The 25,402-nt window shown below is 74.4% G+C and carries 21 protein-coding genes; 9 read left to right on the top strand and 12 right to left on the bottom strand.

The genetic code is table 11. The features are described 5' to 3' along the window. Window positions 1-29 precede the first annotated feature (29 nt). Window positions 30-1,673, top strand: coding sequence for a glycoside hydrolase family 13 protein (locus F8274_RS04825; protein WP_151461061.1), 1,644 nt, complete (start codon window positions 30-32; stop codon window positions 1,671-1,673). An 85-nt stretch (window positions 1,674-1,758) separates the two neighbouring features. On the opposite strand, the gene F8274_RS04820 is transcribed toward F8274_RS04825, so the two are convergent. From F8274_RS04820 to xylA, 3 genes are all read right to left on the bottom strand, one after another. Next, window positions 1,759-3,174 carry an MFS transporter gene (locus F8274_RS04820; protein ID WP_151461060.1) on the bottom strand — a complete coding sequence of 472 codons (1,416 nt, stop codon included), beginning with the start codon at window positions 3,172-3,174 and terminating at the stop codon, window positions 1,759-1,761. Window positions 3,175-3,271: 97 nt separating this feature from the next. Next, window positions 3,272-4,750 (bottom strand): xylulokinase, encoded by a 1,479-nt coding sequence (gene xylB, locus F8274_RS04815; protein ID WP_151461059.1) that lies wholly within the window; start codon window positions 4,748-4,750, stop codon window positions 3,272-3,274. An 11-nt stretch (window positions 4,751-4,761) separates the two neighbouring features. After that, window positions 4,762-5,949 carry a xylose isomerase gene (gene xylA, locus F8274_RS04810; protein ID WP_151461058.1) on the bottom strand — a complete coding sequence of 396 codons (1,188 nt, stop codon included), beginning with the start codon at window positions 5,947-5,949 and terminating at the stop codon, window positions 4,762-4,764. A 52-nt stretch (window positions 5,950-6,001) separates the two neighbouring features. Between xylA and F8274_RS04805 the strand changes: the two genes are divergently transcribed. Then, window positions 6,002-7,261, top strand: coding sequence for an ROK family protein (locus F8274_RS04805; protein WP_151461057.1), 1,260 nt, complete (start codon window positions 6,002-6,004; stop codon window positions 7,259-7,261). Between the two features lie 131 nt (window positions 7,262-7,392). Then, the gene (locus F8274_RS04800; RefSeq protein ID WP_225853612.1) at window positions 7,393-9,042 is read left to right on the top strand and encodes a PP2C family protein-serine/threonine phosphatase; all 1,650 of its coding nucleotides are present in this window, start codon (window positions 7,393-7,395) and stop codon (window positions 9,040-9,042) included. On the opposite strand, the gene F8274_RS04795 is transcribed toward F8274_RS04800, so the two are convergent. Next, the gene (locus F8274_RS04795) at window positions 9,007-9,531 is read right to left on the bottom strand and encodes a MarR family winged helix-turn-helix transcriptional regulator (protein ID WP_151461056.1); all 525 of its coding nucleotides are present in this window, start codon (window positions 9,529-9,531) and stop codon (window positions 9,007-9,009) included. The genes F8274_RS04800 and F8274_RS04795 overlap by 36 nt on opposite strands. A 95-nt stretch (window positions 9,532-9,626) precedes the next feature. Between F8274_RS04795 and F8274_RS04790 the strand changes: the two genes are divergently transcribed. Then, window positions 9,627-10,757 carry a PP2C family protein-serine/threonine phosphatase gene (locus F8274_RS04790; RefSeq protein WP_151461055.1) on the top strand — a complete coding sequence of 377 codons (1,131 nt, stop codon included), beginning with the start codon at window positions 9,627-9,629 and terminating at the stop codon, window positions 10,755-10,757. Between the two features lie 22 nt (window positions 10,758-10,779). Here the strand turns inward: F8274_RS04790 and F8274_RS04785 are convergent, their stop codons facing one another. The 7 genes from F8274_RS04785 to F8274_RS04755 all read right to left on the bottom strand — a co-directional run bounded on the left by F8274_RS04785 (window position 10,780) and on the right by F8274_RS04755 (window position 19,356). Continuing rightward, complete coding sequence (locus F8274_RS04785; RefSeq protein WP_151461054.1) at window positions 10,780-12,264, bottom strand: sugar transferase; 1,485 nt, start codon at window positions 12,262-12,264, stop codon at window positions 10,780-10,782. A gap of 213 nt (window positions 12,265-12,477) precedes the next feature. Beyond that, a complete protein-coding gene (locus F8274_RS04780; protein WP_151461053.1) occupies window positions 12,478-14,232 on the bottom strand; it encodes a substrate-binding domain-containing protein in 1,755 nt (584 codons plus the stop codon). Window positions 14,233-14,409: 177 nt separating this feature from the next. Continuing rightward, window positions 14,410-15,444, bottom strand: coding sequence for a lactonase family protein (locus tag F8274_RS04775; RefSeq protein WP_192579708.1), 1,035 nt, complete (start codon window positions 15,442-15,444; stop codon window positions 14,410-14,412). Between the two features lie 116 nt (window positions 15,445-15,560). Beyond that, entirely contained in the window at window positions 15,561-16,163 is a 603-nt protein-coding gene (locus F8274_RS04770; protein ID WP_107078959.1) for an ATP/GTP-binding protein, read from the bottom strand. Next, a complete protein-coding gene (locus tag F8274_RS04765; RefSeq protein WP_151461051.1) occupies window positions 16,144-16,530 on the bottom strand; it encodes a DUF742 domain-containing protein in 387 nt (128 codons plus the stop codon). The genes F8274_RS04770 and F8274_RS04765 overlap by 20 nt, the downstream gene beginning before the upstream one ends. Then, window positions 16,520-16,936 (bottom strand): roadblock/LC7 domain-containing protein, encoded by a 417-nt coding sequence (locus F8274_RS04760; protein ID WP_151461050.1) that lies wholly within the window; start codon window positions 16,934-16,936, stop codon window positions 16,520-16,522. The genes F8274_RS04765 and F8274_RS04760 overlap by 11 nt, the downstream gene beginning before the upstream one ends. Next, a complete protein-coding gene (locus tag F8274_RS04755) occupies window positions 16,936-19,356 on the bottom strand; it encodes a nitrate- and nitrite sensing domain-containing protein (RefSeq protein WP_151461049.1) in 2,421 nt (806 codons plus the stop codon). The genes F8274_RS04760 and F8274_RS04755 overlap by 1 nt, the downstream gene beginning before the upstream one ends. Before the next feature lie 460 nt (window positions 19,357-19,816). Between F8274_RS04755 and F8274_RS04750 the strand changes: the two genes are divergently transcribed. The 5 genes from F8274_RS04750 (at window position 19,817) to F8274_RS04730 (ending at window position 23,985) form a co-directional block, all read left to right on the top strand. Further along, a complete protein-coding gene (locus tag F8274_RS04750) occupies window positions 19,817-20,410 on the top strand; it encodes a hypothetical protein (protein ID WP_151461048.1) in 594 nt (197 codons plus the stop codon). A gap of 13 nt (window positions 20,411-20,423) precedes the next feature. Then, window positions 20,424-21,380, top strand: a complete 957-nt coding sequence (locus F8274_RS04745) for a hypothetical protein (RefSeq protein WP_151461047.1) — start codon at window positions 20,424-20,426, stop codon at window positions 21,378-21,380. Between the two features lie 131 nt (window positions 21,381-21,511). Continuing rightward, on the top strand, window positions 21,512-23,167 hold the full coding sequence (locus F8274_RS04740; RefSeq protein ID WP_151461046.1) for a sodium:solute symporter family protein: 1,656 nt from the start codon (window positions 21,512-21,514) through the stop codon (window positions 23,165-23,167). Window positions 23,168-23,183: 16 nt separating this feature from the next. After that, on the top strand, window positions 23,184-23,504 hold the full coding sequence (locus F8274_RS04735; protein WP_151461045.1) for a hypothetical protein: 321 nt from the start codon (window positions 23,184-23,186) through the stop codon (window positions 23,502-23,504). A 97-nt stretch (window positions 23,505-23,601) separates the two neighbouring features. Next, a complete protein-coding gene (locus F8274_RS04730; protein ID WP_151461044.1) occupies window positions 23,602-23,985 on the top strand; it encodes a hypothetical protein in 384 nt (127 codons plus the stop codon). 99 nt (window positions 23,986-24,084) lie between these two features. Here F8274_RS04730 and F8274_RS04725 read toward each other — a convergent pair. After that, the coding region (locus F8274_RS04725; protein WP_151461043.1) for a glycoside hydrolase family 6 protein at window positions 24,085-25,402 on the bottom strand (1,318 nt) is incomplete at its 5' end.

Here is a 25,402-nt window from a genome sequence, read left to right as displayed (position 1 = left end):
CGTCCCGTACGCACGACAGGGAGAAGGCGCTGAACACCGACGCGACGCAGGAGACCCCGGCCACCGGCTGGTGGACCGAGGCCGTCATCTACCAGATCTACCCGCGCTCGTTCGCCGACGCGAACGGCGACGGCATCGGCGACCTCCCCGGCATCACGGCCCGCCTCGACCACCTCAGCGAGCTGGGCGTCGACGCGATCTGGCTGTCGCCGTTCTACCCGTCCCCCCAGGCCGACGCCGGCTACGACGTGGCCGACTACCGGGACGTCGACCCGCTCTTCGGCACCCTCGGCGACGCCGACAAGATGATCGCCGAGGCGAAGGCGCGCGGCCTGCGGGTCATCGTCGACCTGGTGCCCAACCACACCTCGTCGGAGCACCGCTGGTTCCGGGCCGCGGTCGCGGCCGCGCCGGGCAGCCCAGAGCGGGACCGGTACATCTTCCGCGACGGCAGGGGCCCGCAGGGCGCCGAGCCGCCGAACGACTGGGAGAGCGTCTTCGGCGGGCCGGCCTGGACCCGGCTGCCGGACGGCCAGTGGTACCTGCACCTCTTCGACACCGGCCAGCCCGACCTCAACTGGGGCAACCCGGAGGTGCGCGCCGAGTTCCTGGACGTCCTCCGGTTCTGGCTGAACCGGGGCGTCGACGGGTTCCGGGTGGACGTGGCGCACGGCCTCATCAAGCAGGCCGATCTGGCCGACTGGCAGGAGCCGCAGGAGATCCTCTCCGGCGCGGACGTGGACAAGCCGCGCCCGCCCATGTGGGACCAGGACGGCGTGCACGAGATCTACCGGGAGTGGCGGCGGCTGCTCGACTCCTACGACGGGGAGCGGATCCTGGTCGCCGAGGCGTGGGTGGAGCCGGCCGAGCGGCTGGCCCGTTACGTGCGGCCGGACGAGATGCACCAGGCGTTCAACTTCGAATACCTGCTCGCCGCCTGGACCGCACCCGCCCAGTACGCGGTGATCACCCGCTCGCTGGAGGCCACCGACAGCGTCGGCGCCCCGACCACCTGGGTGCTGTCGAACCACGACGTGGTCCGGCACGCCTCCCGGCTCGGGCTGGCCGTCGGCGGCGGCCGCCCGAACGGCATCGGCATCGGGGACCCGCAGCCCGACGCCGCGCTCGGCCTGCGCCGGGCCCGGGCGGCCAGCCTGCTGATGCTCGCCCTGCCCGGCTCCGCCTACCTCTACCAGGGCGAGGAGCTGGGGCTGCCGGAGCACACCACGCTGCCCGACGAGGCCCGGCAGGACCCCACCTGGGAGCGCAGCGGGCACACCCAGCGCGGCCGGGACGGCTGCCGGGTGCCGATCCCGTGGGAGGCCGACGCCCCGTCGTACGGCTTCGGGCCGACCGACGCGAGCTGGCTCCCCCAGCCGGCGAGCTGGGCCGAGTACGCGCTCGACCGGCAGCGCGGGGTCGACGGTTCGACCTACGAGCTGTACCGGACGGCCCTGCGGCTGCGCCACGAGCACGGGCTGGCGCGGGGGCCGCTGCGGTGGCTCTCCTCCGGCGACGAGGTGCTGACCTTCACCAACGGCGGGCTCACCGTGCTCACCAACTTCGGTGCGGAGTCCGTGCCGCTGCCGGCCGGGGCCGAGGTGCTGGCGTCGAGCGCCCCGCTGGCGGACGAGACCGTCCCCACCGACGTCACGGTCTGGTACCGCGCCTGACAGGTGCAAGCAGGGGCCCCTTCTTAACGCCCGGTGTCAAGAAGGGGCCCCTGCTATGCACGAGGCGTTAAGAAGGGGCCCTTCCTTACAGGCGGTCGGCGCGGGCGTGCAGGAGGTCGTGGACCGACTCGATGTCCCCCGGCGAGGTCCGGGCGGCCAGCCAGTACATGAACCCGGTCGGGATGAAGAAGAGCTGGAACGCGGCCAGCCCGACGGCGTAGTTCAGCGGCGGCGGGAAGGCCGCCCGCAGCGCCCCGAAGGCAACCCCGACCAGCCCGTTGCCGGCCGCCCGGCCGACCCCGTTGACCAGGTTGCCGAGGCTGTAGACCGTGCCCCGGTGCTCGGGCGGGTTGACGTCCGCGATCAGCGCGAACCAGTTCGGCGAGTTGGCCGAGGTGAGCGCGAGGGCGAGCACGGCGGTGAGCAGGCTCAGCCCCACCGTGGGCTCGGTGAACACGCTGGACAGCACCGCCGCGATCACCGCGCCGGAGCTGCCGCCGTCCGGCACGTCGATCCGGATCGGCACGAAGAACAGGACCAGGTAGAACGGCACGGCCGCGAGGATGCCCACCGCCGCGACCAGCGCCCGGCCGCTCGGCGTACGCCGTTGCAGCGCGTCGCCGGCCAGGCCGCCCACGATGGACAGCACCCCGCCGAGCTGGAACAGGGTAGCGAAGACGCTGCCCACCACCACGGCGGTGGCCGCCGAGTAGCCCTGCGCCTCGGCCCGCTGGCTGAACAGCACGGGCAGCCACACCAGCGAGCCGAACGCGGCCTGCGCGGTCAGCCCCTGGAGGACCAGCCAGCGGTTGGTCCGCCGGGCCAGGATCCGGGGCAGGTCGGCGCGGCTGATCCGGTAGTCGTACTCGCCACCGGCGTCGAGCGCCGCGGCCAGCTCCGGCTCGCTCTGCCCGCGCCGGATGTCGTACGTGAACAGGTACGCCAGGGTGGCGAGCAGGCCGACCACGGTCAGCACCAGGAACGGCCGCCGCCAGTCGGTGGCGCCCAGCAGGCCCCCGGTCAGCGTGCCGGCGAGCGTGCCGACGCCCTGGGATAGCCCCCAGAAGCTCATCACGAGGCCCCGGCGGCGGGGCGAGATCAGGTCGGTGACCACGGAGAAGCCGACCGAGCCGACCGCGCCCAACCCGATCGCCGCGACGAGCTGTGCGGCCAGGAACGTCGGGTAGCCCTGGGCGAGGGCGCTGCCCCCGGTGCCGGCGGCCCAGATCAGCGTGCCGACCATGAGCAGGGGCTTGCGGTCGGTCCGGTCGCCGACGTACGCCCAGGCCACCGCGGCGACCGCGCTGACCAGGAAGCTGACCGCGGTGACCAGGCCGAGCAGCCGCTGCGACACCCCGAGCGCGCCCGAGATCGGCCCGTACAGCGGCGGGACCAGGCCGATGGCCACGTTGTCCAGCGAGGCGAGCACCACGAACACCACCACGCTGTAGAACCGGTGCGCCGCGTTCCCCCGCCGGGAGACCCTCGTGCCGCTGCTCATGCCGGGCAGCAAACCAGGCAAAGATCACGGCGGGAACACGACCCGCCGGTCAACGGCATCGGCCGATCCGGACCGCCGGGGTCGGCGGGCGGCCGGCTCACCCAGGCGCCCGGTCCAGGATGCGGTCGCGGGCCTCCGCGTAGCGCGCACGGACGGCGGGAACCCCGGACGCGCCGTGCCGCGAGCCGGAGTCGCCGTCCGCCGCGTACTCCTCGGTGTCGCCGGCCGACCAGGTGGGCGGCGCCGCGCCACCCAGGGCGATCCAGGCGGCCTGTCGGGCGGCCCCGTCGGCGACGTACTCCCCCGGCGGGGGCACGACCACGGGGCGGCCGAAGACCTGCGGGGCGATCCGCCGCACGGCGGCGGAGCGGGCCCCGCCGCCGACCAGGATGATCCGGTCGGCGCGGGCACCCTGCGCGGTCAGCGCGTCGAGCCCGTCGGCGAGCGCGCAGAGCATGCCCTCGACGGCCGCCCGGGCCAGGTGCGCCGGGGTCGAGGTGCCCAGGGTGAGGCCGTGCAGCGCGCCGGTGGCGTGGGGCCGGTCCGGGGTCCGTTCCCCCTCCAGGTACGGCACCATGACCAGCCCGCCGGCGCCGGGCGGGGCGGTCAGGGCCAGCTCGCTCAGGGTGGCCAGGTCGACGCCGAGCAGCGTCGCGGCGGCGTCGAGCACGCGGGCGGCGTTGAGCGTGCAGACCAGCGGCAGGAACCGGCCGGTCGCGTCGGCGAAGCCGGCCACCGCGCCGCTCGGATCGGCGGCGGGAGTGTCGGCCACCGCGAAGACGGTGCCGGAGGTGCCGATCGAGACGACCACGTCGCCCGGGCCGGCTCCGACGCCGAGCGCGGCGGCGGCGTTGTCGCCGGTGCCGGGGCCCAGCAGGACCGGGCCGTCGGCGCTCGGCCCGGCGCCGAGCGCCGCCGGGTCGAGGTGGCCGGCCGCCTCGGCCGGGCCGAGCACGGCCGGCACCCGCAGTCGCCGGCCGAAGGCGCGTTCCAGCAGGTCGAGGCGGTATTCGCCGGTACGCGGCGACCAGTAGCCGGTGCCGCTGGCGTCGCCGCGGTCGGTGCGCAGCGCGGCCAGGCCGGGTGCGCCGGCCAGCCGCCAGGTGAGCCAGTCGTGCGGCAGGCAGACGGCGGCCACCCGGTCGGCGTTGGCCGGCTCGTGCCGCGCCAGCCAGCGCAGCTTGGTGGCCGTGAAGCTGGCCACCGGCACGGCGCCGGTCGCGTCGGCCCAGAACCGGCGGCCGGCCTCCCCGCCGCCGGCCTCCTCGATCAGCTCGCGGGCGGCGTCGGCGGAGCGGGTGTCGTTCCAGAGCAGCGCCGGGCGGACCACCTGCCCCGCGTCGTCCAGGCAGACCATGCCGTGCTGCTGGCCGCCGACCGCGACGGCGGCCACGTCGGCCAGCCCGCCGGCCTCGGCGACGGCCGCCCGCAGGGCGTCCCACCAGGCGTGCGGGTCGACCTCGGTGCCCTCCGGGTGCGGCGCGCGGCCCTGCCGGACCAGCGCGCCGGTCTCCGCGTCCCGGACCACCACCTTGCAGGACTGGGTCGACGAGTCGACCCCGGCGACGAGCGGCATGGCGACCCGCCTCAGCGCGCGCCGAGCACGTGCTCGACGGCGAGCTGGTTGAGCCGGACGAAGCCGTAGCCCTGCGCCCCGGCCGCCTGCGGGTCGAACTCCTCGAACGCGGCGCGGTCGGCGAGCAGGTCGGTGTAGCTCTCCCCCGGGCCCAGCGTCGGGGCGCCCAGTTCGGTCACCTTGCTGGCGGCCAGCGCCTCGGCCACCTCGGGGTCGGCCCGGAACGCCGCGGCCCGCTCCTTGAGCAGCAGGTAGGTGCTCATGTTCGCCGCCGCGGAGGCCCACACCCCGGTCATGTCCTCGGTCCGGGAGGGCTTGTAGTCGAAGTGCCGGGGCCCGTCGTACGCCGGGCCGCCGTTCGGGCCGCCGTGCTCCAGCAGGTCGACCAGGGCGAACGCGTTGAGCAGGTCGCCGTGGCCGAAGACCAGGTCCTGGTCGTACTTGATGCCGCGCTGGCCGTTGAGGTCGATGTGGAACAGCTTGCCCTGCCAGAGCGCCTGGGCGATGCCGTGCGCGAAGTTCAGCCCGGCCATCTGCTCGTGGCCGACCTCCGGGTTGAGGCCGACCAGGTCCGGGCGGGCCAGGGTGGAGATGAACGCGAGCGCGTGCCCGACGGTGGGCAGCAGGATGTCGCCGCGCGGCTCGTTCGGCTTGGGCTCGATGGCGAAGCGCAGGTCGTAGCCCTGGTCGACGACGTACTGGCAGAGCAGGTCGACCGCCTCGCGGTAGCGGTCCAGCGCGGCCTGGATGTCCTTGGCCACGTCGTACTCGGCGCCCTCCCGGCCGCCCCACATGACGAAGGTGCGCGCGCCCAGCTCGGCGGCCAGGTCGACGTTGCGCAGCACCTTGCGCAGCGCGTAGCGGCGGACCGAGCGGTCGTTGCTGGTGAAGCCGCCGTCCTTGAACACCGGGTGGGTGAAGAGGTTGGTGGTGACCATGGGCACCACCAGGCCGGTCTCGTCGAGGGCCTTGCGGAACCGGGCCAGCTGGGCGTCGCGGGTGGCGGCGTCCGCCCCGAAGGGGACGAGGTCGTCGTCGTGGAAGGTGATCCCGTACGCGCCCAGCTCGGCCAGCCGGTGGACGGCCTCGACGGCGTCCAGCTCCGGCCGGGTGGCATCACCGAACGGGTCGCGGGCCGGCCAGCCCACCGTCCAGAGACCGAAGGAGAACTTGTCCGCGGGGGTGGGACGGGGCGCCATGGGGACCTCCGGGTGGTGGTGTCGTCCACAATTTGTTCAGTGGTTGAATTAAATGGCGGCGCTGTGGCAGTGTCAAGGGGTGACCAGCCCCAGCACCGCCGGCGCGGTCCGCCAGGGCAGCCTGCGCGAGCTCAACCTCGCGGTCGTGCTCCGGCGGATCGCCACCGCCGACCGACCGCCGTCCCGGGCCGGGATCGCCGCCGGGACCGGGCTGACCCGGGCCACCGTCTCCGCCGTCGTGGACGACCTGATCGCCGGCCGGCTGGTCGCCGAGGCGGAACCCGCGCCGCGCACCGGGGCCGGGCGGCCCGCCCGCGGGCTCGTGCTGGCCGGCGACGGCCCGGCCGGGCTCGGCCTGGAGGTGAACGTCGACTACCTGGCCGCCTGCGTGGTCGACCTGACCGGGGCGGTCCGGCACCACCTGGTGCGCCGCGCCGACCTGCGCCCGGTCTCCCCCGCCGACGCCCTGGACAGACTTGCCGCACTGGCCGCCGAGGCCCGCGCCGCCGCCGTACGCGACGGGCTGACCCTGGCCGGCGCGGCGCTCGCCGTGCCGGGCCTGGTCGACGGCGGCGGCCTGGTCCGGCTCGCGCCCAACCTCGGCTGGCGTGACGTCGACGTGCCCGCCCTGCTGGCCGGGCGCCCGCTCGCCGAGCCGGTCGACGGCATCCCCCCGCTGGTGGTCGACAACGAGGCCAACCTGGCCGCCCTCGGCGAGTTGCACGCCGGCCCACCCGGCTCGACCAGCTTCCTGCACATCACCGGCGAGATCGGCATCGGTGCCGGGATCGTGCTGGACGGGACGCTCTACCGGGGCGCGCGCGGCTGGAGCGGCGAGATCGGTCACATCCCGGTGCAGCCGCAGGGGCGGCCGTGCCGCTGCGGCGGCCAGGGGTGCCTGGAGCGCTACGCGGGCCAGGAAACCATCCTGGCCGCCGCCGGTCTGGCCGGCGCGGACCTGCCCGCGGACACCGCCGCCATCCGCCTGGCCGACCTGGCCGGGGCGGGCGACCCGGCAACCCTGACCGCCCTGGCGGACGCCGGGACCGCCCTCGGGGTGGCCGTGGCGGGCGTGGTGAACCTGCTGGACCTGGACACCGTGGTGCTCGGCGGCGGATACGCCCCCCTCGCCCCCTGGCTGCGCCCGCCGGTGGTCACCGAGATCTCCCGGCGGGTGCTCACCGCCGCCTGGTCCCCGGTGACCGTGCGCCCGGCGGCGCTCGGGGCGCGCTCGGCGGCGGTCGGTGGGGCCACCTCGGTGGTCCGCCGGGTGGTGGACCAGCCGGTCGCCTGGCTGGCCCGATCCGGCTGAGCGGGGCGCTCCGCCATGGGCTTCCGACGCCCCCGCTCGGTACGCTTGCCCTCGGGCAACGGATTCGCGACCGAGGAGTGCACCGACAGCATGCGCACGGTTCGACAGACCGAAGCGCCCGGCCACCGGCGGTGACGACCGCCCGACCGCCGGCCGGGGCCGCGCTGCCGGACGACTCCCGGCTCGCCCGCGAACTGCTGGACGGGCTCGCCGAGGCCGTCGTGACCACCGACCGGGCGGGCATGGTCACCCTGGTCAACGCCACGGCCGCGAAGCTCCTCCCCGAGCTCTCCCCCGGCGTCGACCTGGCCGGCTGCCCGGTCCCCGCGCTGGCCGGCGCGGTGCGCGGCGGCGGCGGGACCTTCGACACCGAACACCACGGCCGGCGGCTGCGCGGGGTCCGGCGCGGCCTGGCCGGCGGCACCTGCGCCTGGTACGTGCGGGACGTCACCGAAGAGCAGGCGCGTGCCGACGCGCTGCTGGCCGAGCGGTCCCGCACCGCGTTCCTGGCCCAGGCGGGCAGCCGGCTCGGGCTCGCCCTGCACCGGGACCAGACGCTGCGCGCCGCCGTCACCCTCCCGGTTCCCTACCTGGCCGACGCCGCCGTGGTCGTGCACCGCCCGTCCCCGCCCGCCGAGGACCAGCCGCACTGGGTCCGGTACGCCGCCGACGAGCCCGGCCCGGTCACCGGCGTCGCCGGCTGGCCGGCGGTCGAGGCGGTGCCCGGGCTGGTCGAGGCGCTCGGCGGGGACGTCACCGAGCCCGGCCCCGGGCTCGACGCCGAGCTGGACGAGATGCTGCCCGCGGGCTTCGGCCGGCCCGGCGCCGTGCTGATCAGCCCGATGCGCAGCGCCGGCGGCCCGGCCGGCGCGCTCATCCTGGCCCGCCGTCCCGAGCGGAGCGGCTTCGGACCGCGGGAGGTGGAGCTGGCCCGGGAGTTCGCCGCCCGGGCGGGCGCCGCGCTGGCCGCCGCGGACCTCTACGGCGAACAGGCGCACCTGGCCCGCGTACTCCAGAACAGCCTCCTCCCCCCGGCCCTGCCGTCGCTGCCCGGGATGACGCTGGCCGGCGGCTACCGCGCCGCCGGGGACACCCTGCGCATCGGGGGCGACTTCTACGACCTCCTCCCCACCCCCGGCGGCGGCCTCTTCGCCCTCGGCGACGTCTGCGGCAAGGGGGTCGGCGCCGCCGTGCTGACCGGGCGGGTACGCCAGTCGCTGCGGACCCTGCGGCTGGTCGAGCAGCGCCCGCGAGAGCTGATGGACCTGCTCAACCGCGCGCTGCTGGACGCACCCGACGCGGCCCGCCGGCCCCAGTTCACGACCCTCCTGCTGGGCGCCCTGACCCGCGAGCCGGACGGCGGGCTGCTGGTCCGGGTGGCCGGGGGCGGGCACCCGGCCCCGCTGGTGGTCCGCACCGACGGCCGGGTCGAACCGGTCCGGGTGGGCGGGATGCCGGTCGGGGCGCTGACCGCGGCCCGCTTCGCCGAGGCGGAGGTACGCCTGGCCCCGGGCGACCTGCTGGTGGCGTACACCGACGGGGTGACCGAGGCCCGGGGCGGGCGCAGCCAGCTGGAGATGTTCGGCGACGCCCGGCTGCGGCGGGCGCTCGCGTCCGGAGCCGGGCTGCCCCCCGCCGCGCTGGTCGACCGGCTGCTCCAGCTCGTCGACGAGTGGCTCGACGGTCAGGTCCACGACGACATCGCCATGCTGGTCGTAGCGGCCGGTGGGGCCGGCCCGGCCCGGTCAGGCGGTGCGGGCCACCGGCGGCTCGCCGGGTGACTGCGGCTCGGCCTGCGGGTCGCCGATGCGCTCCCCCGACGGCTGGAGCACCGGCCAGCCCTCGGCGGTGGCCGCCTCCCCGCGCCGGGCCACCTCGTCGAACTCGCGCATCCCGCGCTCCAGCGCCGCCCGCCCCTCCGGGCTCATGCCCACCAGGATCCGGTCCAGCCGGTGGCGCCGGTCGGCGCGCAGCTCGGCGAGGAGCCGGGTGGCCGCCGGCGTGAGGTGCAGGGCGATCTCGCGCCGGTCGTACCGGCCGGGCTCCCGCTCCAGCATGCCGGCCGCCACCAGCCGGTCGCAGAGCCGGCTGGCCGAGGAGAGCAGCATGTCGGTCAGCGTGGCGAGCCGGCGGAGGTTGATCCCGTCGTACTGCTCGACGACCATGACCGCGCGTAACTGGGCGCCGGAGAGCCGGCTCGTGGTCCGCTCCCGAGCTGCCTCCCAGACAGCCAGCAGGGTGCCCGCCGCCTCGTCGAGGGCGGCGGCCATACTCGCATCAGGTCCCTGGGGACCGTGTTCTTCGGCCATGGTGGGCCCGAGACTACCCGCCCCACCAGGCCGACGACCTGTGCAAAGGAGCAAAGATGAGCGGACCGGAGGATCGGGCGCGGCGGAGCCTCACCGAGGCGCCGACCGACCAGCTCGTCGACCGGCTCGCCGCCGAGCTGGAACAGTCGTACGGGATCACCCGGACCGAGCTGTACCAGGTCGACTACCGGTTGGCCGCGCTGCTGCCGCTGGGCGGCGGTGAGTCGATCGTCACCCCCGGCCACCCGGCCTGGCGCTGCTTCGACCACCAGGAGCCGACCGTCTCGGAAGGCACCGGCTGGTTCCCGGTCGGGATGCGCGGCGAGCGGCGCGGCGTGCTCCGGATCTCGCCGGTGCCCGGTGACCCGGCCGCCCTGGCCGAGCTGGACGCCGTCGCCACGGCGCTCGGGCACGAGCTGGCCGCCGTGGCGGCCACCACCGACATCTACCTGACCGCCCGGCGCAGCCGCCGGCTCACGCTGGCCGCCGAGATGCAGTGGGAGCTGCTGCCCGGTCGCAGCCGGATCCGGCCCTCCTTCAGCCTGGCCGGCCAGCTGGAGCCGGCGTACGCGGTGCGCGGCGACGGCTTCGACTGGTCCGACGACGGCCACCGGCTCTGGCTGTCGGTGATCAACGGCTCGGGTGAGGGGGTGGCCGCCTCGATGCTCACCTCGCTGGCCACCCACGCGCTGCGCAACGCCCGCCGCGCCCAGCTGGGGCTGGCCGACCAGGCCGCCCTGGCCGACCAGGCGACCTACGCGCTGCACCGCGGCGAGCAGCACCTCTCCGCGCTCCTGCTGGAGCTGGACCTGGCCACCGGGACCCTGAACGTGGTCGACGCCGGCTCGCCCCGCCTGGTGCTGCTGCGCGACGGGGAGGTGACCGAGCAGGTGCTGGACAAGCAGTTCCCGCTCGGCATGTTCGAGGGCACCGACTACCGGGAGCAGCGCTTCGAGCTGCGGCGCGGGGACCGGCTCTTCGTGGTCAGCGACGGGGTGATCGACGCCACCTCGGAGCGGATCCGCTACGGCGAGACCGCGCTGGACCGCTTCCTGCGGCGCACCGGGCCGATGGAGCCGCTGGACGCGGTCCGGTCGCTGATCGGGGACCTGCGCGCCTTCGTGGCCGGCGACCTGGTCGACGACGCGGTGGTGGTCTGCCTGGACTGGCTCGGCCCGCAGCCCTGACCCGCCCCGGCCGCCCGGCCGGTCAGTACGCGCCCCGGCTGTTGACCACCGCCCCGAAGGTCTTCCAGAGGATGGTCAGGTCGGCGGCGAGGGACCAGTTCTCCACGTAGTAGAGGTCGAGCCGGATGCCGTCCTCCCAGCTCAGGTCGGACCGGCCGCTGACCTGCCAGAGGCCGGTCATGCCGGGCTTGACCAGCAGCCGGCGGGCCACGTCGCCGTCGTACCGGGCCACCTCCGAGGGCAGCGGCGGGCGCGGACCGACCAGGCTCATCTGACCGAGCAGCACGTTGGCCAGCTGGGGCAGCTCGTCCAGGGACCACTTGCGCAGCAGCTTGCCGACGCGGGTCACCCGGGGGTCGTCGCGCATCTTGAACATCAGGCCGTCGGTCTCGTTGCGCGCGGCCAGCTCGGCGAGCAGGGCATCGGCGTTGACGACCATGGTGCGGAACTTGAAGACGCCGAACTCCTTGCCGCCCTGACCCACCCGGGTCTGGCGGAACAGCACCGGGCCGCGGCTGTCCAGCTTGATGGCGAGCGTGATCACCACCAGCAGGGGCGCCAGCAGCAGCAGGGCGACCAGCGAGATCGAGCGGTCGACCAGCCCCTTGACCAGCTTGCGGGCACCCCGGAACTCGGGCGCCTCCACGTGGATCAGCGGCAGGCCGGCGACGGGCCGGGTGTGGATGCGCGGACCGGCGACGTCGGTCAGCGCCGGGGCCACCACGAGGTCGACGCCGGTGCCCTCCAGCTGCCAGCCCAGCCGGCGCAGCCGGGTCGCCGTCAGCTCACCCGAGGCGGTGACCGCCACGGTGTCCGCGCCGATCGCGGTGGCCGCCTCGGGGATGCCCCGGAACGAGCCCACCACCGGCACGTCGCCGAGGCGCTGCGGCACCGGGGCGAGCAACGCGTCCGGGATGCAGGCGCCGACCACCTGGTAGCCGGCGTACGGCTCGCGGCGCAGGGTGTGCACCAGCTCCAGCACGTGCGCGGTGTCGCCGACCACCAGCACCTTGCGGGACCAGCCGGCGCCCCGGTCACGGGCGCGGTGCAGCCGCTTTCGGGCGGCGAACCGGGCCACCTCCAGGCCGAGCGTGCCAACCGCGAAGGAGACGGCCAGGAAGCCCCGGGAGACACCGACGTCGGCGATGTAACCGGCGATGGCGATGCCACCGGCCAGCCGCAGGCTCGCCGCGCTGACCCGCCGGTACTCGTCGGCGCCGTAGCCGAGCACCTGGTCGTCGTAGCAGCGCATCACCTTGAGCGAGACCAGCCAGACCAGCAGCAGGGCGGGCGCGACCACGACGTAGGGGATCTCGGAGCCGCTCGGCTCCTCGTCGCCGAACCGGGCCACGTAGCCGATCAGGATCGCCACGGTCAGCACGGCGGTGTCCACCACCGCCAGGACCCGGATGTAGGCCCGCTCCGCGGCGCGCGTCGTCGGTCCGGGGCGGTCGCCACCGGGTCTCGACGACGTGCTGGCGGGAGTCAACAGCGTCGCCGAGGTCACCGGCCCTCCCCACTTCGCTCAGGACGACCCCGCGCCGCGCGGTCCCGGTGGGGATCCCGCGGTTCGGAGCACCCGGTCATCATGCCTCGACAATTATGGTTACCGATTGCTTCGGACACATTGCCGTCAGTTTCTCCCGGCCGCTGGAGCCGGGAAGCGTTCCGCCGTACCGGACTTCGCCGGTACGGCGGAACGCGTTCGCTGAGTGTCGGGTCAGCGCGGCGCCGGCGGCCGCAGCGCGATCGCCTGCAGGAAGATCTCGCCGATCTTGCTCGGGTCGGTGGTGACGAAGGCGCCGCCACCGGTCACGTCGGTGATCGACTTCAGCTCGGCGAGGCTGACCTCGTTGCCGATGCCGATGATGATCACCTGGACCGGCTGCTCCTCGTCCCGCAGCTGCTTGAGCTGGCCCAGCAGCGCCTTCTGGGAGATGCCGTTGTCGTCGTCGTTCTTGCCGTCGGTGAACAGCACGATCGAGTTGACCTTGCCGGGCTCCCAGTCCTGCTGGACCTTCTTGTAGGCCGCCAGCATGGTGTCGTAGAGGCCGGTGTCGCCGTCCGAGGGTCGGATCCCGGCCAGGCGCTGCTGAAGCGGGCCCCGGTTGCTCGACAGCGGCTTGATCTCGAGCAGGTCCCGGTAGTCCTGCGAACCGTTCAGGTTTGTGGAGAAGGTCCACAGGCCGATCGACCAGGAGTCGTCGAAGAGCCCGAGGCCCTGGCTCGCGGCGGCGACGGTGACCTGCTCCCGGCTGGCGCCGTTGGCGGTGGCCACCGCCTTCTTCATCGAACCGGAGACGTCGATGACACAGAGCATGCGGCCGGACTGGGTGGCCACCGACCAGGTGGTGGTCGCCTTCTGGATGGCGACCGGGTCCAGGTCGGCCGCGCCGCCCTGACCGGACGGCGGGACGGCGCTCGCGCCGCCGTTGGCCGGGCTCGGCGCGCCCTGGGGCGCCTTGAACCCGTCGCCCCAGTTGCCGTCCGGCGCCCGCAGCGCCTGCCCGGCCAGCCGGTTCTTGAAGCCCGACGTCCGCAGCACCTCGAAGAGCACCCGGGCGGCCGACGCCTTGGTCGGCTCGATGCCGGGCAGCACCGCGAACGGGTAGTCCAGCGGCATCGGCGCCGGCTCCAGGTAGAGCGCGGCCAGCGGGATCGGCGGCTTGGTGTTGTTGTACGCGATCACGTCCTCTTCCGACAGCGCCGCCGCGCCGAGCGCGTTGGCGATGGCCGTCGGATCGGACGAGCGCGGGAAGCGGGCCAGGAGGTCCTGCCGCAACGAGGAGCGGTTGGTGGCCAGCGCCCGCAGGGCACCGACCATCGCCTCCTGCGCCTTCGGTGAACCGGCGGCGCCGGTGGCGCTGGCGGCGGCGGTCAGCGAGAGCAGCCCGGACAGGCCGGCGGCGTCCTGGGTCGGCTCGACGATCCCGGCGCGCAACGGCTTGCTGCTGGTGACCTGGGCCAGCAGGTCGGTCCAGTGCAGCTTCTTGTCCGGCCAGCCGATCCGGGAGGCCACCGGCTCCGGCAGCGCGACCACCACCGGGCTGCGGGCGATCGAGGCCCCGTTGCCCGGCGCGAAGGCGGTGGCGCCGCCGCTCTTGAGCCGCAGCAGCCAGGTGGAGGAGTCCGGCACCCAGACGTCCGGCGTGGCCACGGTGCCGCTGGCCTGCCCGACCCCGGCCAGGGTGGCGCCGTGCTTGCTCGCCACCGCGGCGGCCACGTCGACCGGCTCGGAGGAGGAGACGTTCACGGCGATGCAGGTCTCGCCGACCGCCGCGCCGTCGGACACCCACTGTTCGGCCGCCCCCCGGACGGCGGGGGCGATCTCCGGGGCCGCCGCGACGGACAGCTCGATCCGTCCCGAGCAGTTCGGGCCCGCCAGCTGCTGATAGCCGAACCAGGAGCCGGCTACGACGACGACGAGCGCGGTCGCCGCGGCAACGGCACCTGCCCCACGGAGGTTCGAACGCATGCGATGGCGGCCAGACACGGTGACCATCTTGCGTATCTCGTGGGGTTAGTGCCACAACCGTTCGGACGAAAGTTACGCAGGAGAAACAGTTGATCGCCAAATCGCTACGTTGAGTGAGTGGTCAGTCATTCCAGGTGATCAAAGTCCACTGCGGACGGTGTTCCGGTGACCACCCCGTCACGGACGGACACAGGTGGGACTCGGCACCGGCACCGGCTCGCCCACCGGCTCCGGCACCCCGGTGCCCGGGTCCACCCGGAAGATCCTGATCATGCCGGCCCGCTCGTCGGCCACGTAGAGGTGTTCACCGGCCAGGGCGAAGTGCCGCGGCCACTCGCCACCGGTGTCCACCTCGGCCACCAGCTCGGGCGCCTCCCCGGCCAGCGCGAACACCGCGACCGTGCCCACCCCCCGGTTGCCCACGTAGAGGAAGCGGCCGTCCGGCCCGAGGGCGACCTCGGAGGGCTGCACGTGCCCGGCCCGGTCACTGGCGTCCACCCGGGCCCGCTGGTGCAGCCCGTCCGGGGTCACGTCGTACGCGGTGACGGTCCCGTCCAGCTCGCCGACCAGCCAGCAACGCCGCCCGTCCGGGTGCCGGGCCAGGTGCCGGGGCCCGGTGCCGGCCGGCGTCCGCAGCCGGGGGGCGCGGGGGACCAGCCGCCCCGAGGAGACGTCGAGGTCGTACCGGTAGACCGAGTCGGTGCCCAGGTCGACGGCGAGCAGCGGACCGCCGGCCGGGTCGGGCGAGACCATGTGGCAGTGCGCCTGCTCCTGCCGCTCCGGGTCGGCGCCGTGCCCCTCGTGCCGGATCAGGTCGCTGCGCTCCCCCGGCGTCCCGTCGGCGTCGAGGGGGAACACCGCGACGCTCCCGCCGCCGTAGTTCGCCGCGAACAGGTGCCGGCCGTCCGGCGCCACCGCGAGATGACAGGGCTCCGCCCCGCCGGTCGCCCGTACGCCCAGCGGGTCGAGGTCGCCCCCCGGACCGGCCCGGAAGGCGCTGACCTGCCCCTCGGCCAGCTCGTTGACCGCGTAGAGCACCGGCAACGCCGGGTGCCGGACGAGGAACGACGGCGACGGCGTGACCGCCACCGTGCCGAGGAGGGTCAGCGCCCCCGTCGCCGGGTCGCGCCGGGCGGCCACGATGCCCTCGGCCTGCCCGCCCGCCTCCGCCGTGTAGCCCCCGATGTGGACGATCGCGTCCTGCCCGGTCACCGCTCCCACCCTTCCGCCGTCGCACCGTCGATCCAACCAGAGGCTTCCCGGTGAGCCGGCCGGTTAGGCGTCATTCCCGGCGCCGGATTTCCGGCCCGCCGGCGGGCGGAACGGGGTCAGCCCACCGGCACCGGCTCGCCGCGCTGCCGCGCGACGTGCTCGACCAGCGAGATCAGCACCAGCTTGCCGGACTGCCGGTCCCGGGCGTCGCAGAGCACCAGCGGCACGTCCGGGTCCAGGTCCAGGGCGTCGCGGACCGCCTCCAGGCTGAACCGGCGGGAGCCGTCGAAGCAGTTCACGCCCACCACGAACGGGATGCCCCGCTGCTCGAAGTAGTCGATCGAGGGGAAGCAGTCGGCCAGCCGCCGGGTGTCGGCGAGCACCACGGCGCCGAGCGCTCCGAACGCCAGCTCGTCCCAGAGGAACCAGAACCGGTCCTGCCCCGGGGTGCCGAACAGGTAGACCTGGAGGTCGTCGTTGATGGTGATGCGGCCGAAATCCATGGCCACCGTGGTGGTCGACTTCTGCTCCACCCCGGAGACGTCGTCGGTGCCGATGCCGGCGCCGGTCAGCACCTCCTCGGTCTGCAACGGCCGGACCTCGCTCAGCGCGCTCACCAGCGTGGTCTTGCCCGCGCCGAAGCCACCGGCGATGAGGATCTTCAGAGCCAGCGGCACCCGCGGCGCGGCCGGCTCCCGGTCAAAGCGCACGGAGTCCACTGACCACCGCCTTGAGGATGTTGTCGTCGGGCAGGTGGGCGGCGGCCGGCCGGCGCACCGTGACCAGCCCCCGGGCGAGGAGGTCGCCGAGCAGCACCCGGACCACGCCGACGGCGAGATCCAGGTCGGCGGCGAGGTCGGCCACGGCCACCGGCCGGCGGGTCAGTTCGACGAGGCGCCGGTGCTCCGGCTGGAGGCCGGGCACGCCGGCCGGGTCGGCCCCGGGCGTGGTCAGCACGAACGCCACCAGGTCGAAGCCATCGACCGGCGGACGCACCCGGCCGCCGGTCACGGTGTACGGGCGGACCACGGGACCGGCGGCGGCATCCAGCCACTCGTGCCGGGGGCCCGGCGACTCAGCCCACATCGGTCGCCGCCGTGCGGGCCGGTGCACTGAGGTTCTCGCCGACCCGGATGACCAGCATGGCCATCTCGTACGCCACCAGGCCGATGTCGGCGTCGGCGTCGCTCACCACCGCCAGGCAGGCGCCCTGCCCGGCGGCCGTGACGAACAGGTACGCCGACTCCATCTCCACCACGGTCTGCCGGACCGCGCCGCCACCCACGTGGCGGGTGGCCCCCTTGGCGAGGCTGGAGAAACCGGAGGCCAGGGCGCAGAGGTGTTCCGCGTCGGTGCGGTCCAGCTCGGCGGACGCGCCGAGCAGGAGGCCGTCCGCCGACAGCACCACCGCCTGGCGGGCGCCCGGCACCCGCTCCACCAGGTCGTCGAGCAACCAGTCGAGATCGGCGTTCTGCCGCGTCGTGTGCACCACTAGGCGTCCCTCTCAGTCGCGGTTCGTTGGTCCGGAGCCGCCGCCGGTTCGGGCGGGGAGGGCTCGGCGGCCCGGGTGCGGGCCGCGTCGGTGGACGGAGCGCCGGCCCGGTCCGGGGCGGCGGTGGGATCGGCGGCCGGCCCGCCGGCCGCCGCGGTCGAGGTGGGCCCGCGGCGCGCGGCGCTGGGGTCGGCGGCGCGGGAGCCGTCACGGCGGCCGCGGGCGGTGCCCGCCTGGAGCGCGGACATGGCTCGCCGGGCCTCCTCGGGCGGACGGTGCGCCGGGTTGTCCGCGACGACCGGCCGGGGGCGGGCCGCCGGCCCGCGCCGGCGGACCCGGCGCGGCAGGCCGTCGCCGTCCGCCGGCGTCTCGACGGCGGAGGGACGGCCGGCGGGCAGCGGCACGACCGCCGACTCGGGGCGGTCCCGGCCGGGCCGGGCGGCCCGCGTCCGGGGGACCGTGGCCAGCCGGGTCACCTTGGCCATCCGCCGGTCGTCCCGCCCGGGCCGGTCGGCGTCCGGGCCGGTCGGGCCGATCGCCGGCTCGGCGGTGACCAGGTCCGACGGGACGAACACGGCGGCCGTGATCCCGCCGGGTGCGGCCCGCCGCAGCTCGATCCGGACGCCGTGCCGGGCGGCCAGCCGGGCGACCACGAAGTGGCCGAGCCGGGCGCTGTCGGTCGGGTCGAACTCCGGGGCGTGGGACAGCTTGCGGTTGGCGTCGGCCAGCGCCGTCGGCGACATGCCCAGCCCCCGGTCGGTGATCTCCACGGTGTAGCCGCCGGGCACCGTGCGACCGCTGATGTCCACCCGGGTGCCGGGTGGGGAGAAGACGGTGGCGTTCTCGATCAGCTCGGCGAGCAGGTGGATCAGGTCGCCGACGGCACGGCCGAGCACCCCGGCCGGCTGGACCTCGCCCACGTCGACCCGGTCGTACGACTCGACCTCGGAGATCGCGCCGCGCACCACGTCGACCGCGGCGACCGGGTTGCGCCAGCCCCGGCCGGGGGCCGCGCCGGCCAGGATCACCAGATCCTCGGCGTGCCGCCGGAGCCGGGTGGCCAGGTGGTCGACCTGGAACAGCCCGGCCAGCTCGTCCGGGTCCTCGGTGCGCCGCTCCAGCCGGTCCAGCAGCGCCAACTGCCGGTGCACCAGACCCTGACTACGCCGGGCGATGTTCAGGAAGACCTCGTTGAGACCGCGGCGCAGGGTGACCTCGTCGACGGCGGCCTGCACGGCCGTGCGGCGCACCTCGTTGAAGGCGCGCCCCACCTGGCCGATCTCGTCGCCGCCGTGGTCCAGCTCGGGCGCCTCGCGGGCGACGTCGACCTCCTCGCCGCGGCGCAGCCGGGCCACCACGTCGGGCAGGCGGTGCTCGGCCATCTCCAGCGCGGCGGTGCGTACCCCGGTGAGCCGGCGGTCCAGGGACCGGCCGACCCGCAGCGCCACCAGCACGCAGACCACGATGGCGACCAGGCCGAGCAGCCCGGCGGCGGCGAGCCGGACCAGGATCTGGACCGCCATCGGCACGGACCGCTCGGTGAGGGTGTCCGCGCCGCGCAGCTCGAAGTCCCGCAGGCCCTGCGCGACCGCGGTGTGGCTGGTCTCCCAGGCCCGGATGTCGAACCCGGCGGGCAGGTCGCGCGCGCGGACCAGGGTGTCCTGGAGGGCGCGCAGCCGGACGAACGCCTCCCCCTCGGTGAGCCGCTGGTAGCCGGTCCGTTCGGCGGGCGGCAGGTCGGCCACCGCGTTCTCGGCCAGGAAGCGCTGGTTCTCGATGGTGCGGACCAGCTGCTCGTGCTCACCCTCGGCGTACCGGCCGGCGGTGACCGCGCCGGCCAGCAGGGCGTCGGCCTGGCCGAGCAGCTCCCGCGACCGGCCCAGCCCGGTGAGCGCCAGCGCCTGCCGGTTGAGCTGGGCGTCGGGGAGCGTGGCCATGGCCGCGAAGGTCTGGAAGGCGGAGCCGATCATCCCGCTGTAGAGCCCGACGGCGCCGGCCTGGTCCACCTTCCGGCCGTCGATGAAGCCCCGCCCGGCGGGCAGCGCGTCGAGCGCGGAGACCAGCTGGTCGAGCCGGGCGTCGAGCAGGTCGTCCGCGGCGTCGCGGAGCTTCTCCCCGTCGACGTGGCGACGCAGCTCGGCGATCGACCGGTCGGTGCGGGCGCGCTGCTCGGCCAGGGCCGGCAGGGCGGTGTCGCCGGCGAGCTGGACGACCGAGAGCCGGCGTTCCCGTTGCAGCTCGGTGACCACGCTCTCACCGGGCCGGCCCAGGTCATACAGGAGGGTACGCGCGGCGAGCAGGTCGAGGGCCGGCCCGAAGGTCAGCGTGGTGGCGAATATCCACAGTGCCAGCAGCCCGGTCACCGGACCGATGACCAGCGCGGTCAGCTTGGCGCGGATCGGCCAGTCTCGGGTGTTCATCCAACCTCGCCCGGGGGAAGGTGTCGCAGGGGTGGCGCCGGCACCGGCCGGAAGGGCCGCGACGCCGGGCCCCGGCCCGGGCGCCTTGGGCAGGATACGTAATCCCAGCCGGATGCACTACCGGCCGTCTCGCCCCTCACTACGGTCCGGAATGTTCGCAGTGGACACCGTTGGACGGGAACGCACCGCCGGAAGGGACCGGCGGGAGGTTCGTCCAAAGGGGGCGTACGGAGGACCGGCTCGTTGGGCCAGGTCGCTCATCGGTCGTGCGGACGCCGGGCCCGCCCGGTCCCTCACCCGGGTGCCGTCTCTGGAACGGGTCCACTCTTCGCCGCGCGAAACGGGTGTGTGCCCGGCCGTCCCGTGGGAGGCTGCGGGGGCACGATCGCGCAGGAAAGTACCGCCGATCGGGATTGGCGATCACGGACCGGAGGGAATACCAGCGGGCGAAGGAGGAGCCATGTCGCCCACGCAGGTAGTCGTCATAGTCATCGTCGTTCTGGTGCTCGCGGCGCTGGCCGCGGTCGCCGTGGTCGCCAGCCGCCGCCGGGCCCTCCGGCAGCGGTTCGGCCCCGAGTACGACCGGGCCGTCGCCGAGCAGGACAGCCGCGGCGCCGCCGAGCGGGAGCTGCGGGAGCGGGAACGCCGCCACGCCGAGCTGGAGCTGACCCCGCTCAGCGCGGAGTCCCGCGCCCGGTACGCCGCCGCCTGGGAGGAGCTCCAGGTGCGTTTCGTCGACTCCCCCGCCGAAACCGTCGGTGACGCCGACGAACTGGTCACCCGGCTGATCGCGGAGCGCGGGTACCCCACCGGGGACTTCACCGAACAGATCGCCCACCTCTCCGTCGAGCACGCCCGCACCCTGACCCACTACCGGGACGCCCACGACATCCGGCTGCGCAACGAACGCGGCGAGGCCGGCACCGAGGAACTCCGCCAGGCGCTCGTGCACTACCGGGCCCTCTTCGCCGACCTGCTCGGTGAGGACCCGGTGGGGCACCAGCCGCCGGCGCAGCGCCACCCCGACCACGAGCACGACGCCACGAGCCGCTGAGGAGGCCGCCGCCATGCGTCAGGAAGAGCAGCAGGCCACGCAGGACCACCCCGAGGCCGTCCGGTCCGCGCCGGTGCCGGTCCCGCCCCCCGGGGACCGGACCGCCGGGGACGGGACCGAGGCCGATCGGGCCGCCCGGGCCGAGGTGCCCGAGGACGCGCTCGACGACCGGGGCACCTTCGACGACCCGGCGGTCGCCGGCGAGGGCGCCGACCGCCGGGACGCGGAACTCGACGAGACCCGGGCGTACGACGCCGGGGACCTTCGCGACGCGGAGGCCGCCGACGCCGACGACCGGCCGGTGTACCACGACCCGGCGCCGCTGCCGACCGCCTTCGGGGCGACCTCCGTGGGCGACGCGGTGGCCGCCTCGGCGATGGCCAGCGGCCGGCCCGAGGACGAGCGGGACCCGCGCAACGAGGACACCGCCGTGCCGGGCGACGGCGCTCCGGGCCGGACCGACGCGTTCGACGACGAGCGGGCCGACCCGACGGCGGGCGACCGGCTGCACGACCCGGACCGCTGGGAGGCCGCCGACTCCGGCGTGACGCGCGACGACGCGCCGGCGGCCGGTGCCGGGTACGGCAGCGCCGAGCCGGCGATGGTCGATCCGGACACGAGCACCACCGCGGCCGGCGCGGGCGCGGCCGGCGCCGCCCTGGCCGGCGCGGCCCGGCCCACACCGGGCGCCGTGCCGGCGGACGCGGCAACCCTCTTCGCCGCCGAGACCGCCCAGGACTTCCGGGACCGCTGGCGGGACGTGCAGCTCCGCTTCGTGGACGACCCGCGGGCCGCCGTCGGTGAGGCGCAGTCGCTCGTCGAGGAGGCCATCGAGGCGCTCTCCGCCGCGCTGCGGGAGCAGAAGACCAAGCTGGGCAGCTGGCAGGAGTTCGGCTCGACCGACACCGAGCAGCTCAGGGTGGCCGTGCGCGGCTACCGGGACTTCCTGGACCGGGTCCTCGGCCGCTGACGACACGTCGCCTCGGAGCCCCGGCCGGTGGACGGCCGGGGCTTCGCCCTGTGTGCCAGACCGCCCTCCGGGCATGAAATTTCGCAAACTGGGTACCTGCGGGCGCAGCGTCGCCACGGAGGGAGCACGGGATGGGTAGCGGTCTTCGGTTGGACATGAACGCCCTGGACTACCTGATCCTGGCGCTCTACTTCATCACGGTCCTCGGCATCGGTTTCGCCGCGCGTCGGGCCATCCGCACCAGTGTCGACTTCTTCCTCTCCGGGCGGTCACTGCCCGCCTGGGTCACCGGCCTCGCCTTCGTCTCGGCGAACCTCGGCGCTCTGGAGATCATCGGCATGGCGGCCAACGGCGCCCAGTACGGCGCCATGACCGTCCACTACTACTGGATCGGCGCCGTGCCGGCGATGGTCTTCCTCGGCATCGTGATGATGCCCTTCTACTACGGCTCGAAGGTCCGCAGCGTCCCCGAATACCTGCGGCTGCGCTTCAACCGGCCGACCCACCTGCTGAACGCGATCAGCTTCGCGGTCGCCCAGGTGCTCATCGCCGGCGTGAACCTCTACGCGCTCGCGCTCATCATGCAGGCGCTGCTCGGCTGGCCGCTCTGGGTGGCGATCGTCGTCGGAGCGGCGATCGTGCTGGCCTACATCACCATCGGCGGCCTGTCCGGCGCGATCTACAACGAGGTGCTCCAGTTCTTCGTGATCATCGCCGGCCTCGTGCCGATCACCGTCATCGGCCTCGTGAAGGTCGGCGGCGTGAACGGCCTGATGGACGCGGTGCGCGACTCCAAGCTCGGCGAGGCCGGGCTGCACGCCTGGCAGAACACCGGCAGCACGGACAACCCGCTCGGCGCGCACTGGCTGGGCATCGTCTTCGGCCTCGGCTTCGTGCTCTCCTTCGGCTACTGGACCACCAACTTCGCCGAGGTGCAGCGCGCGCTGTCCGCCCGGAACATGAGCGCCGCCCGCCGGACCCCGATCATCGGCGCGTACCCGAAGCTGCTCATCCCGCTGGTCACCGTGATCCCCGGCCTGATCGCGCTGGTCACCGTGAAGGGACTCGGCGCCGAGGAGGGCGACCTGGTCTACAACAACGCGATCCCGCTGCTCATGCGCGACCTGCTGCCCAACGGGGTGCTCGGCATCGCGGTCACCGGCCTGGTGGCCTCGTTCATGGCCGGCATGGCCGCCAACGTCAGCGGGTTCAACACGGTGTTCACGTACGACATCTGGCAGGCGTACTTCAAGCGGGACCGCCCGGACGAGTACTACGTGCGGGTGGGCCGGATCGCGACCGTGGTGGCGGTGGTGGTCGGCATCGGCACGGCGTTCATCGCCGCCGGGTTCAGCAACATCATGAACTACATCCAGGCTCTGTTCTCGGTGTTCAACGCCCCGCTCTTCGGCACCTTCATCATCGGCATGTTCTGGAAGCGGATGAGCCCGCTCGCCGGCTTCTGGTCGCTGCTGGCGGGCACCGTGGTGGCGATCGGGACCTACCTGCTGCACCTGGCCGACGTCGTGCACTTCAACTCCGACCTGGAGGAGAGCTTCTGGGGCGCGGGCCTCGCCTTCGTGACGGTCGCCGTCGTGGCGGCGATCCTCACCCCGCTGACCCGGCCGAAGCGGAACGACGAGCTGACCGGGCTGGTCTACGGCCTGAGCGACGCCACGCTGAAGGACGACTCGCTGGCCGGGGACGCCGCCTGGTACCGGTCCCCGGTGCTGCTCGGCGTGATCGCCGTGGTCCTCGCCGCCCTCTTCTACATCCCGGTCTTCTGAGAAACGGAGGCACGCCATGGCAGACAACCCCGAACGCCACCCCCGGGGCGAGGCCCACGACCCGCTGGTCGAGGAGACCGAGGCCGAGGAGGCCCGATCGGCGGCGGCGCGGCTGTTCGACATCCGCCGGGTGATCGGCGGGCTGTTCGTCGCGTACGGGCTGATCGTGGGTCTGATGGGCCTCTTCGACTCGTCCGCCGAGATCGACAAGGCGCAGGGCGTCCGGATCAACCTGTGGGCCGGTCTGGTGATGCTCGCCTTCGGGCTGCTCATGCTGCTCTGGCAGTGGCTGCGCCCCACCGAGCCGCCGGAGCCACGCGCCGCCGACGAGCGCTGACCGCGGCCCCGGGACGCCCGTCCCGGGGCCGTCGGCATGGCCGGTCCCCCACGGGGTACGCCGTGGGGATCACGGAACGGGACAGGAGGGCAGCAGCATGACGGATCGTGACCGCGGTGGCGAGCGGCCGCTGGAGGAGACCCCCGAGGTGGCCGCCGCGGTGGACGACGACAGCACGGTGCCGCAGCTGCGCACCGGTGGCACCGACCCGGACAATCCCGTCTTCACCGAGCCCGACGGCGCGGTGCCCGACACCGGTTCGCCGGACATCCTCGGCGACCCGTACGCGGCCGGGACCGGGGCGACCGGCACCGGCACCGGCGCGGGCGGGGACAACATCCGGACCGGCGCCGAGCAGCCGTGGGATCCCGAGGACCTCGTGATGGCCCGGGGTCAGGACCCGACACCGGAGAACCTGGAGCAGGCCCGCCGCGACCTTGAGGAGCTGGGCCGGGCGGCGATCGAGAGAACGGTCCCCTGACGCCCGGGGGCCCCTGGCCGACGTGGGGTCGACCAGGGGCCCGGGGAACCCGCGGGGCGGTGCCTCACTCCCGCCGCCGCGGGTGGGCCGGCCGCCGGATCAGGAGAGCGCCGGGTAGGCGTTCTTCATGAGCTCCTGGAACTGGGCGGAGAACCAGGCGCCGGAGATCGGCGCGTTGGGCAGGGCCCCGCTCGGGTTGTTGCCGTTGCGGGCGTTGCCGGTGTAGGTCGGGTCGCACATCCGGTCGAAGCCCTTGCCCTCGTCGTTCGGGATGAGGGTGCTGGAGCCGTCCGACTCACCCGGCGGCTTGACCCAGACGTACGCGTCGATGCCCGGCTCGGGGTTCGCCCGGGGACGCTCGCCGAGACCGGCCCCGGCCTGGTTGCACCAGTTGCCGGCGTGGATCCGGCGGTCGACGCGGCCACCGTTGACGTAGGTGTCCACGCTGGTGGTCGCGCCCGGGCCGGTGGGCCGGGCGGTGCCGCCCCACCCGTTGCGGGAGGTGTCGATCAGCATGCCGATGTTGCTCTCGAACCCGACCGAGACCAGCTTCTGCCGGAAGGCCTGGGCGAAGGAGAGCTCGTCGACGTACTGGTTCCAGTCGATCCACTTGGCCTGCCGGACGCTGGTGCCGTTCACCGTGTCGGTGATCTTGACGTACGGCTCCTTGAGCGCCGAGTAGTTCGCCGTGTTGACGATGAAGCCGTGCACGTTGCGCACGGTGCTGCCGGAGGCGACGGCCGCGCTCTTCAGCATGTCGGCGGTCGGGCCGAAGTTGCTGTCCCAGCCGATCCATCCGTGGTGGGCGGCGTCGATGTAGTTGTAGACGTTGCCGAGCGCGCCCAGCTTGGCCAGGGCGTAGCCGACCCCGTTGACGTAGGCGCCGTTGGCCTTGACCGTGTCGCACATCGCGGTGCCGCCCGCGTTGCCCGAGGTGTTGGTCACCAGGTTGGGCAGCGAGTCGATCTCGATGATGTTGATGATCCGGAGGTTCTTGTACTTCGGGTCGCTCTGGATCGCCGCGATCGGGTCGATGTACTCCGCCTTGTAGCGGGGCAGCTCGTCCGGGCCCAGCTCACCGTTGGAGGCCAGCGCGGCGCAGTCGCGGCCGGGCAGGTTGTAGATGACGAACTGGATGTAGCCGGCACCCTGGGTGAGAGCCGCGTCCAGGTGGTCGCGGACGCCCATCGAGCCGTTCGAGCTGCTGCCGTCGGTGCCCTCGATGGCGGCGATCCGGTCCAGCCAGACCGCGGTCGGGTTGTTCGAGACCCGGCTGCCGCCCGCCTCGGCGTCCGCCTTGGCCTTCCACTCGGGGTTCACGTACCCCTTCACCCCGGCGTACGGGTTGTCGACCTTCTGGCCCGGCGTGGTCGGCGACGGGCTCGGGCTGGTCGGCGTGGGGGTGGGGCTCGTCGGC

The sequence above is a fragment of the Micromonospora sp. AMSO31t genome (genome assembly GCF_008868175.1).
Classification (GTDB): Bacteria; Actinomycetota; Actinomycetes; order Mycobacteriales; family Micromonosporaceae; genus Micromonospora.
This window is presented reverse-complemented; position numbering and strand designations above follow the sequence as displayed.

Excerpts from the sequence above, each read along its gene's own strand:
- F8274_RS04820 (WP_151461060.1), bottom strand. The coding sequence starts at position 3,174 with ATGAGCAGCGGCACGAGGGTCTCCCGGCGGGGGAACGCGGCGCACCGG.
- xylB (WP_151461059.1), bottom strand. The coding sequence starts at position 4,750 with ATGCCGCTCGTCGCCGGGGTCGACTCGTCGACCCAGTCCTGCAAGGTG.
- xylA (WP_151461058.1), bottom strand. The coding sequence starts at position 5,949 with ATGGCGCCCCGTCCCACCCCCGCGGACAAGTTCTCCTTCGGTCTCTGG.
- F8274_RS04805 (WP_151461057.1), top strand. The coding sequence starts at position 6,002 with ATGGCGGCGCTGTGGCAGTGTCAAGGGGTGACCAGCCCCAGCACCGCC.
- F8274_RS04795 (WP_151461056.1), bottom strand. The coding sequence starts at position 9,531 with ATGGCCGCCGCCCTCGACGAGGCGGCGGGCACCCTGCTGGCTGTCTGG.
- F8274_RS04790 (WP_151461055.1), top strand. The coding sequence starts at position 9,627 with ATGAGCGGACCGGAGGATCGGGCGCGGCGGAGCCTCACCGAGGCGCCG.
- F8274_RS04780 (WP_151461053.1), bottom strand. The coding sequence starts at position 14,232 with ATGCGTTCGAACCTCCGTGGGGCAGGTGCCGTTGCCGCGGCGACCGCG.
- F8274_RS04765 (WP_151461051.1), bottom strand. The coding sequence starts at position 16,530 with ATGTGGGCTGAGTCGCCGGGCCCCCGGCACGAGTGGCTGGATGCCGCC.
- F8274_RS04755 (WP_151461049.1), bottom strand. The coding sequence starts at position 19,356 with ATGAACACCCGAGACTGGCCGATCCGCGCCAAGCTGACCGCGCTGGTC.
- F8274_RS04750 (WP_151461048.1), top strand. The coding sequence starts at position 19,817 with ATGTCGCCCACGCAGGTAGTCGTCATAGTCATCGTCGTTCTGGTGCTC.
- F8274_RS04745 (WP_151461047.1), top strand. The coding sequence starts at position 20,424 with ATGCGTCAGGAAGAGCAGCAGGCCACGCAGGACCACCCCGAGGCCGTC.
- F8274_RS04740 (WP_151461046.1), top strand. The coding sequence starts at position 21,512 with ATGGGTAGCGGTCTTCGGTTGGACATGAACGCCCTGGACTACCTGATC.
- F8274_RS04735 (WP_151461045.1), top strand. The coding sequence starts at position 23,184 with ATGGCAGACAACCCCGAACGCCACCCCCGGGGCGAGGCCCACGACCCG.
- F8274_RS04730 (WP_151461044.1), top strand. The coding sequence starts at position 23,602 with ATGACGGATCGTGACCGCGGTGGCGAGCGGCCGCTGGAGGAGACCCCC.